General features: G+C 62.7%; 14 protein-coding genes. 7 read left to right on the top strand and 7 right to left on the bottom strand.

Going from position 1 to position 12,358, the window contains the following annotated elements; genetic code table 11:
* Positions 1-22: 22 nt before the first annotated feature.
* The 6 genes from LBW87_RS06230 to LBW87_RS06205 all read right to left on the bottom strand — a co-directional run bounded on the left by LBW87_RS06230 (position 23) and on the right by LBW87_RS06205 (position 4,679).
* Positions 23-1,003, bottom strand: coding sequence for a TauD/TfdA family dioxygenase (locus LBW87_RS06230; protein WP_413927623.1), 981 nt, complete (start codon positions 1,001-1,003; stop codon positions 23-25).
* A gap of 34 nt (positions 1,004-1,037) precedes the next feature.
* Positions 1,038-1,700: a 4'-phosphopantetheinyl transferase family protein gene (locus LBW87_RS06225; RefSeq protein ID WP_225200580.1), complete on the bottom strand. Its 663-nt coding sequence runs from the start codon at positions 1,698-1,700 to the stop codon at positions 1,038-1,040.
* A complete protein-coding gene (locus LBW87_RS06220) occupies positions 1,687-2,445 on the bottom strand; it encodes a thioesterase II family protein (protein WP_225200579.1) in 759 nt (252 codons plus the stop codon). Before LBW87_RS06220 ends, LBW87_RS06225 begins: the two co-directional genes overlap by 14 nt.
* A gap of 7 nt (positions 2,446-2,452) precedes the next feature.
* Positions 2,453-2,680, bottom strand: coding sequence for an MbtH family protein (locus LBW87_RS06215; protein ID WP_225200578.1), 228 nt, complete (start codon positions 2,678-2,680; stop codon positions 2,453-2,455).
* Positions 2,681-2,825: 145 nt separating this feature from the next.
* Positions 2,826-3,332, bottom strand: a complete 507-nt coding sequence (locus LBW87_RS06210) for an RNA polymerase factor sigma-70 (RefSeq protein ID WP_225200577.1) — start codon at positions 3,330-3,332, stop codon at positions 2,826-2,828.
* Between the two features lie 429 nt (positions 3,333-3,761).
* Entirely contained in the window at positions 3,762-4,679 is a 918-nt protein-coding gene (locus tag LBW87_RS06205) for a LysR family transcriptional regulator (RefSeq protein ID WP_225200576.1), read from the bottom strand.
* Between the two features lie 179 nt (positions 4,680-4,858).
* Between LBW87_RS06205 and LBW87_RS06200 the strand changes: the two genes are divergently transcribed.
* From LBW87_RS06200 to LBW87_RS06170, 7 genes are all read left to right on the top strand, one after another.
* Positions 4,859-5,959, top strand: coding sequence for a porin (locus LBW87_RS06200; protein ID WP_320442718.1), 1,101 nt, complete (start codon positions 4,859-4,861; stop codon positions 5,957-5,959).
* A gap of 86 nt (positions 5,960-6,045) precedes the next feature.
* Complete coding sequence (locus tag LBW87_RS06195) at positions 6,046-7,092, top strand: ABC transporter substrate-binding protein (RefSeq protein WP_225200574.1); 1,047 nt, start codon at positions 6,046-6,048, stop codon at positions 7,090-7,092.
* Between the two features lie 26 nt (positions 7,093-7,118).
* A complete protein-coding gene (locus LBW87_RS06190) occupies positions 7,119-7,979 on the top strand; it encodes an ABC transporter permease (RefSeq protein WP_225200573.1) in 861 nt (286 codons plus the stop codon).
* Entirely contained in the window at positions 7,976-8,755 is a 780-nt protein-coding gene (locus tag LBW87_RS06185) for an ABC transporter permease (protein WP_225200572.1), read from the top strand. Before LBW87_RS06190 ends, LBW87_RS06185 begins: the two co-directional genes overlap by 4 nt.
* A gap of 12 nt (positions 8,756-8,767) precedes the next feature.
* Positions 8,768-9,781 (top strand): ABC transporter ATP-binding protein, encoded by a 1,014-nt coding sequence (locus tag LBW87_RS06180; protein ID WP_225200571.1) that lies wholly within the window; start codon positions 8,768-8,770, stop codon positions 9,779-9,781.
* A 30-nt stretch (positions 9,782-9,811) separates the two neighbouring features.
* Positions 9,812-10,780, top strand: coding sequence for a nucleoside hydrolase (locus tag LBW87_RS06175; protein ID WP_225200570.1), 969 nt, complete (start codon positions 9,812-9,814; stop codon positions 10,778-10,780).
* 28 nt (positions 10,781-10,808) lie between these two features.
* On the top strand, positions 10,809-11,888 hold the full coding sequence (locus tag LBW87_RS06170; RefSeq protein ID WP_225200569.1) for an adenosine deaminase family protein: 1,080 nt from the start codon (positions 10,809-10,811) through the stop codon (positions 11,886-11,888).
* Between the two features lie 74 nt (positions 11,889-11,962).
* Here the strand turns inward: LBW87_RS06170 and rbsD are convergent, their stop codons facing one another.
* Positions 11,963-12,355 (bottom strand): D-ribose pyranase, encoded by a 393-nt coding sequence (gene rbsD, locus LBW87_RS06165; protein ID WP_225200568.1) that lies wholly within the window; start codon positions 12,353-12,355, stop codon positions 11,963-11,965.
* Between the last annotated feature and the right edge of the window lie 3 nt (positions 12,356-12,358).

Here is a 12,358-nt window from a genome sequence, read left to right as displayed (position 1 = left end):
GGGGTCCGATCAGGTTGGAAATTCATGACAGGTTGGTGTGCGAGCGGGCCATCGCCACCACCACCTTGCGCGCGCCCGAGAAAGGCGTGCGGGCGTGCGCCACCAGCATGTTGTCGAGCATCAGCACATCGCCCGCCTGCCAGGGGAAGATCACCGTCTCCTGCGCCAGCACGGCGCGCACCTGATCCAGCGTGGCGTCGTCGATGACACTGCCGTCGGCCCAGCAGACATTGCGCGGCAGGTTCTCTTCGCCCACCAGTTCGATCAGCGAAGCCCTGACTTCGGGCGCCAGGTTGGACGCATGAAACAGATGCGCCTGGTTGAACCACACCATCTCGCCGCTCACCGGATGCCGCTCCACGCCCTGGCAGCGCTGGCGGGTGCGCAAGCCGTCGTCGTCCAGCCATTGCCATTCGATATGGTTGCGGCGGCAGAAAGCTTCGACCTCGTCACGGCTGTCGACGCCAAACACCTCCTGCCATGGCAGGTCGAAATCGGCGCTGTAGTTGCGCACGTATTGCAGCCCTTGCGCGAAGCGATCACGAATGGCTGCCGGCATGCGCCGGTAGATGGCCCGGCTGTCGGCAATCGGGGTCTCGCCGCCCACCGGCGAGGCGGTCACGCAGTGAAACCAGATCCGCATCGGCCATTCGCGCGTGTAGGCCTGCTCGTTATGCAGCGGGATATGCTGGTGCGCCGGGTATTCGGTCGAGGTATAGACGCCGCCGGCCACCGCCGAGCGCGGCGTGGAGGCGAATTCGTAGCGCAACAGCGGGTCGCCGAATGACGCCGCGAACTGCTGGAAGTCGGCCACCGTCGGCACCACGTAACCGCGCAGCAAGACGCCGCCGGTGGTGCTCAGGTGTTGCTCTATCCGGGGCGCCAATGCGGCCCTGGCCTCGGCCAGCGACAGACCGTCGTGCGGCGCGTGCAGCAGCACCGGGAGCGCCGGCGAGGCGGCGCCGGCGCCAGGGATGCGCGCGGGCGTTGCGGGATGCTGCAATAAAGTATCGGTCGTCAATTCGACATCTCCGTGATCACGGTTGACTCCAGGCCAGCGCTGCGGCGTAACCCGGAAGGTGTTCAAGCCGGCGTGCATGCACTTGCGGCCAGTCAGGCCGGCCATGCGACACGGTGTAGCGGCCATCGTCGTGCGGACAGACTTCCAGCGTGTGCAGATGCTCTGCAATGCCTACGCCGAGCGCCTTGAGCGCGGCTTCCTTGCCGACCCAGCGCCGCAGGAAGCCATCCATATCAAGCCGGCCCGCCCGTTCTCGCTCGCGCGGGCCCAGCATCAGTTGCGTCATGCCGTCGAGTTCGTCGGGCGCGATGGACAACTCGTCGCATTCGATATCGACGCCGACGTCAAGACCATCGGCCAGCGCGACCAAGCCCGCTCGGGCCGCATGCGACTGGTTGAATGCGGGCCCGCCAGGGGTTGCCAGGCGCGGCTTGCCGAAGGCATTGATGGCGAAGCGCAACGTCTCCGGCCGACAATCCATGCGACTTGCCAGCAGCTGGCGCAGGGCCACCCGCATGGCGCCGTAGCGCACGCGATCCGGCCACTGGCGATAGCGTGCGGCATGGGCCAGTTCGTCCGCGCTGAGGCAGCTCCAATCGAGCGTGGCGGCGGACCGGGCAAAGTCGAAATCGACCTGCCACAACGCGATCTGCGGCGGCACCGACTCAGGAGTTGTCAAGCGCCTCATGCGGGATCAGCTCCTTGATGTCGCCATGGCGGTAGTGCTTGAGATAGCCGGCGATGCGGGCCATGAGCGCATCCTGCTGCGGCTGCAGGTAGAAATGTCCGCCGGCGAACCAGTCGACCGTGACCGGCGCCGTGCTTTCGTGCCGCCAGGCAGTCAGACCGGCCGGCGCCATCGCATCGTCGATGCCGCCGAACACGTGCAACGGCATGTCCAGCAACCCGGGCTGGGCCTGGAACGAGGTACACACGCGATAGTCCGCGCGCAACACCGGCAGCACCAACTCCAGCAATTCAGGACAATCGAATACCTCGTCGGCGGTGCCGCCCTGGCGGCGCAATGAAGCGATCAATGCCTGATCCGAGTCGTCCGGCGGCGACCATTGCCGCGCCGAAGGCGCCGCGCAGGCCGAGACCAGCAATGCGCAGGGCGCCCGCACTTGCAGCGTCGCCAGGCGTCGTGCTATCCCCTGCGCCAGCAGGCCGCCCATGCTGTGACCGAAGACGGCATAGGCAATATCGGTAGCGGCGACCGCGCTGGCCAGGTCACGGGTCAACACGTCAGCCAGTGCGGCGTAGTCTTCCAGCAACGGCTCACCGATACGGCGCCCGCGCCCCGGCAACTCCAGCAGCCGCACATCGACCGTCGGCCCGAGGGCTGCCGCCCATGAAAAATACAGGCTGGCGCTGCCACCGGCGCAAGGGATGCAGAACAGCGTGACCATGAATGGATCGGGCACTTAATGCTTAATGGCGGGTGGCGTTGGCCGCTTGCTCCTGCATGAAATCGCGCAGGCTGCGCGGACGCATGTCGACCCACACGCTTTCGATATGCTGCAGGCATTCGGCGCGACTGCCGGCCACGCCGGTATCACGCCATCCACCCGGCACGGCCTTGTAGTCGGGCCACAGCGAATACTGCTCCTCGTGATTGACCAGCACCCGAAAGTTAGTGTCGTCGCGATCGAAACTCATCACCTTGCCTCTTCGTTTTCAGGACGTCACTGGCATGGAATTGCCGGACGCCAGGTTGCGGTAGATAACGCATTTAAATGCGAATCACTCTTGTTAACCTGACGATTCGAGGAGGTGCAAATTTAGTGTTTTCGGCAGCTTTTTTTCAAGTCATGTGTTTGCGACAACAATCCATGGCGTCGCGAATCATGAAGTTGACCAGCGTGGTGGATACGCCAAGTTCCTCGGCCACCTCACGCTGGGTGCAACCATCGAGGCGATGCAATTCGAACGCGCGCCGGGTGCGCGCCGGCAAGCTCAACAGATCGGAGGCGATCAACGACAGGGTCTGGCGCGAGATGACGTCGCTCTCCGGCGTGGCCGGTCCCGACACCACATGCGCGCCCTCCTCTTCGTCGCCAAAGACGATCGACTCCATCGCCAGCCGTCGATGCCGATCGATGGCCAGGTTGCGCACTACCTGGAACAGGAACGCCAGAGGCTGGCGAATCTCGAATGTGGGCGCGACCTCGGCGATCTTGAACCAGGCGTCCTGGATCACGTCTTCGGCCCGCTGGCGACACCCCAGTATGCGGGTGGCAGCGTCTCTCAACTGAACTCGGCTGGCGATGAATTCGCTGCACAAATCAACCCGTGGATGCTGATCTGACAACACTTTCTCCTTGTCGACATCACCAAACAGTACTGAACCTTGTTGTTCTGGCAGGCATCGCCCGAACAATGAGCGACATCGGATCAGTTACTTTTTTTGTTGATATCTGGTTAAGCTAACAATAAGCCGCCAACGCCCCCGGTAACGAATGGGCGTAGCGCGACACCGCCCAAGGCGGATATCTTCTGGATTTAATGAGTTGGCTGGCGGACGGCTGGGGAGACGGTAACGTCGTGCCTGGTCCGTGGCTATCTTGCTATTCTTCTAACTGATTGCCGTATTGCATCGCAAGCCACTGAAGGGCTTGCTGTGAGGTTTTATTATTTTCTCAGACAACGATAATAACAAGAATCGTTATCAATAGTAAGGTCCAATTGTTATAAGCAAATGACATTGAGGATGAAGGTGTCGACGTACTGCCTGCACCGTTCAGAACCAGTGATTGGCTTCCTTCAGGTCATTGCGCATTTCCTTGAAGCAGTGATCGGTCCAGTGGCTGCGGCTGACTTCGTTGCGCCGCATCAGGACGACCTTGCGCTTCAGGGTCGGCTGGCGCAACGGCGCCACGTGCAGGCTGTCGTCGCGCAGGTAGCTGGTGTACAGGCTGGGCATGACGCCGATGGCGATGCCGGCGCGCACCACGCCATACAGCGACTCGCTATGCACCACCTGATAGCGCCGGGACGCCGCCAGGCCATGTTGCATCATCGCCGCCGAGGCAAATTCCCAGATACTGCCCTGGGTGAACATGACGATCTCTTCGCCCGTCATCTGGCGCCATTGCACCTCCTTGGCGCCCGATAAGGGATGATTCCTGGGCACGATCAATACCAGTTCGTCCTCGAACAGGGCCACCGTGTCGAGTGAGGTCACATCGGTCGGCTTGATCCCCACGCAGAAGTCGAGCTTGCCCGAATGCAACGCGGCCAGCAGCGCGTCGTTGGGCATGTCCTGTAGCAAAATCTCCACATGTTCGGCATGTTCCCGGTTGTAACGGGCGATCACGGCCGCCGTCAGCGTCACCGCCGACGGGATGGCGCCGATGCGGATGCGATGCCGCCCGGTGCCGATGGCGTGCTCGATATCGCCAAAGGTATTGGCCGCCGTATTGAGCAGGTGACGGGCGTATTCCAGCACCACGGCGCCCTGCGTCGTGAGGCTGATCTGGTGCGTGGTACGGTCGAAAAGCCTGATGCCAAGCTGGTTTTCGAGCTGTTTGATGGAGGCACTCAGCGCCGGCTGGGTCACCGCCAGTTCATCGGCGGCGCGACTGAAACTGTTGGTCGCGGCCAGCGTGGCCAGCGCCTGCAGGTGGCGCAAGGTGACTTTTTGATTGAGCTTGATCATGATGAGGCAGCGTCACGGCGCTTTGCGGGGCCGTCGTTTATAAATTATATTTATGAAATTATAAATATAAACAAATTATATTATTTAAACACTTGCCCTATTCTCCCCTCCGATAGCAGTTTTCAACAATCTGAGCCGGCCGCAAGGCCGCAATCGTGGGGGATGGAATGAAACAGTGGATGATTGGCGCCGTGGCGATCCCGGCAATGCTGGCAGGCGCGCAGGCACATGCGCAAAGCAAGTTCGAGATCTATGGCCTGATTTCGGGCGGTATCGGTTACCTGACCAACCAGGGTGGTCCGCATAACTTCGAGGCGCTGTCCGGCACCAACCAGAACCCGCGCATCGGTTTCCGCGGCCAGGAAGACCTGGGCGGCGGCACCCGCGCCATCATGAACCTGGAAAACGGTTTCAACATGATGACCGGCGCGGCATCGCAGAGCGGCCGCCTGTTCGGTCGCCTGTCCTATGTCGGCCTGTCGAACAATTCGATGGGTACCCTGACCCTGGGTCGCCAGTACGAAGCCGTCAAGGATTACCTGGGCCCGGTCGTCATCGCCAGCAACGGCGTGCACATCGGCGACAACGATAACGGCTACAACAACCTGCGCGCGCAGAACTCGGTCAAGTACATCAGCCCGACCTTCAACAACTTCAACGTGACCGCGCTGTATGGTTTTGGCGAAGCCGCCGGCGACGCCAGCATCAACCGCGTCATGAGTATCGGTTCGGGCTACAAGGGCGGCAACTTCCGCTGGGCCGTCGCCTTCACCCAGATGGATACGCCCAACAGCACCCGCAGCCCCGACGGCGCCATGGGCAACGACTACGCCAGCTCGCTGCTGATCTTCAACAAGAGCAAGGTCAGCTCGGCCGGCGTGCGCCGCCAGCGCATTGCAGGCACCGGTGGCTTCTACACCGTGGGCAATACCGACTTCGGCGCGATGTACAGCAACACCCGGTATGAGTATCTGGACAACACCAAGCTGACGCTGCAGAACTTCGACATCAATCTGGTGAACCACTTCACGCCTGCCCTGAACCTGGGCGCGTCGTATTTCTATACCACCGGTAAATACGACACCATCAACAACAAGCCGAAGTGGCACCAGATCAACCTGCAGGCGGATTACTTCCTGTCCAAGCGTACCGACGTGGCCATCACCTACAGCTACCAGCTGGCCGCCGGCGACGCCCAGAACGCGACCATCTTCGGCTTCCCGTCGTCGAGCGACAAGAAGCAGGCGGTGCTGATGCTGGGCATGCGTCACGTGTTCTAAGACATTGCCGGACCGGGCCTGCTTTGATAAGCAGGCCTAAAATAGACGGTTTTGTACCATCGTCTCAGACCGTATCAAGGATCACCATGTTCAAGAAAGCAACCCTGTCCACCCTGGCCGCCGTGTTTGGCGTTGGCCTGATGTCGTTGTCGGCCGCGCCCGCCCATGCCGAAAAGCGCACCCTGGTGCTGTCGGCCTATCCGATTGCCCAGCCGCTGTTCAACAAGCTGGTCTACGCGCCGTTCAAGGAAAAGTGCGGCTGCGAGATCGTGGTCGAGACCGGCAACAACGCCGACCGCATCGCCAAGCTCGAGGCGCGTCGCGCCAATCCGGTGGTCGACCTGGTGCTGCTGTCGGACTTCGGCATGCTGGAAGCCGCCCGCAAGGGCCTGGTGCAGCCGCTGGACTACGCCAAGTTGCAGAACTACGGCCAGATATATCCATTTGCGCGCAACCCTATCGGCGGCAACTACGCGGTCGGCTACACCATCTATTCGGTGGGCATGGTCTATCGCACCGACAAGATCAAGTCGCTGACCTCCTGGAAAGACCTGTGGAGCGCCGACATGAAGGGCCGCATCGCGCTGCCCGACGTGAGCACCACGCAGGGTCCGCTGGCGTTGCAGATGGCCGATATCGCCTGGGGCGGCAAGGGTGAAGACTTCGCCACCGGCATGCAGAAGATCCTGGCGATCAAGAACAATGTGGTGACCTTCTCCAAGAACAGCGCGCAATTGTCGTCGCTGTTTGCCCAGGACGAGATCTGGGCGGCGCCGGTGGCGCGCTTTACCTGGGCGCAGCTGATGAAGACCGGCATGCCGTTGAAGTGGAGCATCCCGGCCGAAGGCCAGGCTGCCGGCATGAACGTGATGGGTATCGTGGCCAAGTCGAAGAATGCCGACCTGGCCTACCAGTTGATGGATTTCTGGCTGTCCAAGGACGTGCAGACCGCACTGGCCATGGAACTGGTCGATTCGCCCGTCAACACCCTGGTAGTGCTGCCCAAGGACAAGGCTGAATTCAACACCTACGGCGGCGAACACATTGCCTCGCTCAAGTTCGTCAAGCCCGAGACCCTGCTCAAGCACCGCTCGGACTGGCTGCAACAATGGAACAAAGGCATCAGCAAGTAGGCTGACCGGCAAGAGCCTAGATCAAGATGATTGCAAACCATAAACAAAGGCTGGGCGTCATGCTGGTGGCGCCAGCCCTGATCTTTACCATCGTCTGCTTCCTGCTGCCGGTGGCGGCCTTGTTGCTGGAAGCGTTTCGCGTCGGTGGCCCGGATAGCCTGGACGGCGCCGCGCTGCACTGGAGCCTGGAACGCTTCTATCACTTCTTTGCCGATCCGCTGAACCGCCAGGTCTTCATGCGCACCCTGCGCATTGCGATACTGGTGACGCTGTTTGCGGCGCTGCTGTCCTATCCGGCGGCGCAAGCCATCGTGCAGGTCTCGCCGCGCTGGCGCGGACTGGTGCTGGGCATGATGATCCTGCCGCTGATGGTGTCGCCGATCGCGCGCACCTATGCCTGGATCGTGCTGTTCGGGCGCAATGGCGCAGTCAATGCGGTGCTGCTGCACCTGGGCCTGGCCGATGAGCCGCAGCGCCTGCTGTTTTCCGAGATGGCGGTGTTCGTCGGCCTGCTGCAACTGCTGCTGCCATTGATGCTGATGTCGCTGGTCAGTTCGATGGAAAACATCTCGCGCGATATCACGCTGGCCGCCTCCACGCTGGGCGCCAATGCCTGGCAGGTATTCAGCCGGGTCACGCTGCCGTTGACGCAGGAAGGCCTGATCGTCGGCGGCACGCTGGTCTTTACCGGGTGCGTCACCGCCTATGTCACGCCGGCGCTGCTGGGCGGCCCCAAGGTGCTGATGCTCGAAACGCTGCTCTACCAGAAGGTCAGTGTCGAGAGCGACTTCGGCAGCGCCAACGTGATTGCCGTGATCCTGGTGGCGATGACCCTGGCGGTCAATGCCGGACTGAAACGTATTGCCGCGCCCCGGAGCTCTAAATGAAACAAGGTGTGTTTTCACGTGCCATGCTGTGGCTGGTCATGCTGTTCCTGCTGGGACCTTTTCTGATCGTCTTCCTGGCCGGTTTCAGCGGTGGCGAAACGCTGGTCTTCCCGCCGCCGTCGTATTCGATGCGCTGGATCATCGAGGTGCTGGCCACTGAAGAATTCCAGCGCGCGTTCTCGACCAGCCTGGAAATCGGCCTGCTGGCCACCGTCATCGCCTTGCTGCTGGGCGTGCCGGTGGCGTATGCCATGTCGCGCATGCCGCCGCCGGGCATGCCGGTGATCAAGCAGGTGCTGACTTCGCCGTTGATCATCCCCGCCATGCTGGTCGGCCTGGGCCTGTTGCGCCACTTCGTGCTGCTGGTCGACGCGCCGGTGTTCGTGGGCTTGCTGGTCGGCCACGTCGGGCTGCTCACGCCCTATGCGGTGCGGGTGGTGTATTCGAGCCTGGTCAACCTGCGGGTCGACATCGAAGAAGCCGCCATCACGCTGGGCGCGTCGCGCGCGCAGACCTTCTTCATGGTGGTGCTGCCCAATATTCGCAGCGCCGTCATCGCGGCCTTCTTCCTGGCCTTCGTGACCTCGTTCAACCAGGTGCCGGTGTCGCTGTTCCTGACCGGGCCTGGCATCAGCACGTTGCCCATCGAGATGCTCGGCCATATGGAAAACAGCTTCGACCCATCGATTGCGGCGCTGTCGACGCTGCTGGTGCTCTTTACGATGGCATTCGTGCTGTTGACCGAGAAGGTGCTGGGCATTTCCAAATACATGTAACAAGAGCGGCCAATGAACTATTTGACTTTGCAGCAACTGGCGCTGGGCTACGGCAACAGCAAGACCGCCGTCGAAGGCCTGGACCTGGACGTACGCCAGGGCGAACTGATCTCGCTGCTGGGCCCGAGCGGCTGCGGCAAGACCACCACCATGCGCGCCATCGCCGGCCTGATCGATCTGCGCGCCGGCAGCATCACGCTGGACGGTCGCGACATCAGCCGGGTGCCGCCCAACAAGCGCAATATCGGCCTGGTGTTCCAGTCGTATGCGCTGTTTCCGCACTTGAACGTATTCGATAACGTCGCCTTCGGCCTGCGCCTGCGCCGGGTGCCAACGCCCGAACTGCGGACCCGCGTGGCCAAGGTGATCGACGCGGTCGGCCTGACCGGCTTCGAAGACCGGTTGCCGGCACAGATGTCGGGCGGCCAGCAGCAGCGCGTGGCGCTGGCGCGCGCCATCGTGATCGAACCCAAGCTGCTGTTGCTGGACGAACCGCTGTCCAACCTCGACGCCAAGCTGCGGGTGCAGATGCGGGCCGAGTTGCGCCGCATCCAGCGCGAGCTGGGCATCACCATGCTGTATGTGACGCACGACCAGGAAGAAGCGCTGGCGATGTCGGACCGGATCGTGGTCATGAACGGCGGCAAGATCGAGCAGCTCGATACGCCCGAGACGCTCTACAACGCGCCGCGCACGCGTTTCGTGGCCAATTTCATGGGCTTCGAGAATCTGTTCGACTACCGTGACGGCCAACTGCGGGGCAATGACAATGGTTTGCCTTGCGCCGCCCTGCCGGCCGGTACCGCCTGCGCCGCCTGGCGTCCGGAACAGGTCGAGGTGGGCCAGGGTCCCTACAGCGGCACGGTGCTGTCGCGCGGTTTCCTGGGCGACAAGGTCGAATACCTGCTCGACACCGCTATCGGCCAGGTCAAGGGCACCGCTGCGGCCGCCGCGGCCGTGGCCCGCGAAGGCGACACCACGGCCTTCAGCCTGCCGCTCGAACGCGCGCTGCTGCTGCCGGCTTGAATCTCTAACAAAAATAACAGGAAAACTCTCATGCACAAGATCTGGCTTGATACCGATCCCGGCTTCGACGACTGGCTGGCCATGCTGCTGCTGTCGGCCAATCTCGACGTCACCTGGCTGGGCGTGTCGGTGGTGGCGGGCAATGCGCCGCTGGCCACTACCTACGAAAATGCCTTGCGCATCAAGAAGCACTACCACCTGGACGTGCCGGTCTATGCCGGTTGCGACAAGCCGCTGGTGGCCAAGATCGAGACCGCCCAGGAGATCCTGGGCACCAGCGGCATGAGCACCACCGGTGAGGCCTTGCCCGGCGTCGATATCGCTCAGATCGAGGCCGAGCAGCAGGCGCGCCAGCAGCGCAATCCGCTGCCGCATGCGGTCGATGCGCTGATCGAGGCGATCCGCGCCAATCCCGGCGAGATCACGCTCATGTGCATCGCGCCGCTGACCAACATTGCCGTGGCGCTGCAACGCGATCCGGCGATCGCGCCGATGATCAAGGAGATCATCCTCATGGGCGGGTCGGCCGACCAGGGCAATCACACCGCCGCCGCCGAATTCAACATCTACGCCGACCCGGAAGCGGCCGACGTCGTGTTCAACGCCGGCATTGCCCTGCGCATGTTCGGCCTCAACCTGTGCCGGCAGTTGCTGGTGACCACCGCCGAGGTGCAGCAGGTGCGCGCGCTCGGTACGCTGCGCGCCAAATGGCTGGCCGGTTATTTCGAGGCCTATCTGCGCATTCGCAGCCCGGACGGCTCGGTGCCGATGCCGATGTATGACCCGGCCGTGGCGATCTGGCTCAAGCGCCCGGAACTGTTCAGCTTCCAGCCGGCGCGCGTGGATATCGAACTGGCGGGCCGCCTCACGCGCGGCATGACGGTCTGCGAATTCCGCGTGCCGCGCCGCGCCGTTGCCAATGCGCAGGTGGCCATGACGGTCGACGGCCCGCGCGCCATGCAATGCATGATGCAGGAACTGCTCGGCACGCTCTCGTGAGCCGCCGCCCATCACCGCTAAAGAACTTATGACCCAACCTCAAGAGGCGCCGGCTGCAGGCCTGACGCTGGAACAGTTCGTCCATGCCCTGCCCAAGATGGAGCTGCATTGCCATCTGTTCGGCACGGTGCGCAAGCAGACCTTCATCGATCTGTGCCAGGCGGCGGGCAACCCCATCGCACGCGATGAGATCGAGGCTTTCTATACCCGTGGCGAGAAACCGGTGGGCGTGCTGCGCGTGCTGCGCGCACTCGATGCACAGTTGATCCGCAATCCGCAGGACCTCTATCGCATCACCTACGAATACCTGGAAGATGTGCGCGCCCACGGCGTGTTGTATGCCGAGTTCTTCTGGAACCCGACCGGCACCGTGCGCGTGTCGGGCATCGCCTACGACCGCGCGCAGGACGCCATCGTGGCCGCTATCCGCGACGCCGGGCGTGACTTCGACGTGATCGGACGCCTGATTCCCAGCATCGACCGCGAAGCCAGTCCGGAAGAGGCATTGGCGATGGTGCAGTGGATGTGTGACCACCGCCTGCCGGAAGTCATCGGTATCGGCATGGACTATCGCGAGAACGACCGTCCGCCCGAGCTGTTCGAGCAAGCCTATCGCCTCGCGCGGGAAGCGGGCTTCAAGCTGACCGCGCATGCCGGCGAATTCGGCATGCCCTGGAACAACGTCGACACCGCCATCGAACAGTTGCAGGTGGATCGGGTCGATCACGGCTACACCATCGTCGACAACCCGGCACTGCTGCAGCGCTGCATCGAGCGCGACATGATCTTTACCGTGGTCCCGACCAATTCCTATTACCTGCGCACGCTGGCGCCGCAACGCTGGGCGCTGGACCATCCGATCCGCCAGATGGTGGCGGCCGGACTGCGGGTGCATCCCAACACCGACGATCCGACCTTGCACCTGGTCACGCCCACGGCGGCCTGGCTGATGATGATGCAGTTCGGGCTCGATGTGGATGCCCTGCGCGATTGCATGCTCAATGGCCTCGATGCCGCCTGGATCGAGGACGACCTGCGCCAGCGCTGGCGCACCGAGTGGAGCGCGCAATTCGATCAACTGCGCGCCTGCCTGTCGCCCGCCAGTTAGTTGAGGGGGCGACCCGCAACGAAAAAGAGCAAGCCTTGCAGCTTGCTCTTTTCAGTTTACCGCCCGTCACAAGCTCAGAACACGACCCCTGAACCGAGGATGATATTGGCATAGGGCGTGCACTCGCCGGTACGGATCACGGCGCGCGCCTGACGGGTCAGGTCCTTGAAATCGGCATGCGATACCTGCCGCACACCCGGCAGCGCCAGGTGCGCGATCTGCGCTGCCAGCGCCGGGCTGCGCTGCTCCAGCTCAAAGGCCAGCACATGATGCTCGACCTGCAACTCGCTCAACACCGCGTTGAGCACCTGCATGAAACCGGGCACGCCGCGCGTCAGCGCCAGGTCGATCACCGGCACCCCGGGCGGCACCGGCAGCCCGACGTCGCCGATGACAAGGGTATCGCCATGCCCCATCGAGGCGATGACCTGGGAGATGGCGGCATTGAGCAAGGTGGTCTTCTTCATGGT

Origin of the sequence: Herbaspirillum sp. alder98 (genome assembly GCF_020179755.1) — a bacterium.
In the GTDB taxonomy this organism is placed as follows: Bacteria; Pseudomonadota; Gammaproteobacteria; order Burkholderiales; family Burkholderiaceae_D; genus Herbaspirillum.
Note: the sequence above shows the minus strand (reverse complement) of the source record. Positions and strands in the feature narration are given on the sequence as shown.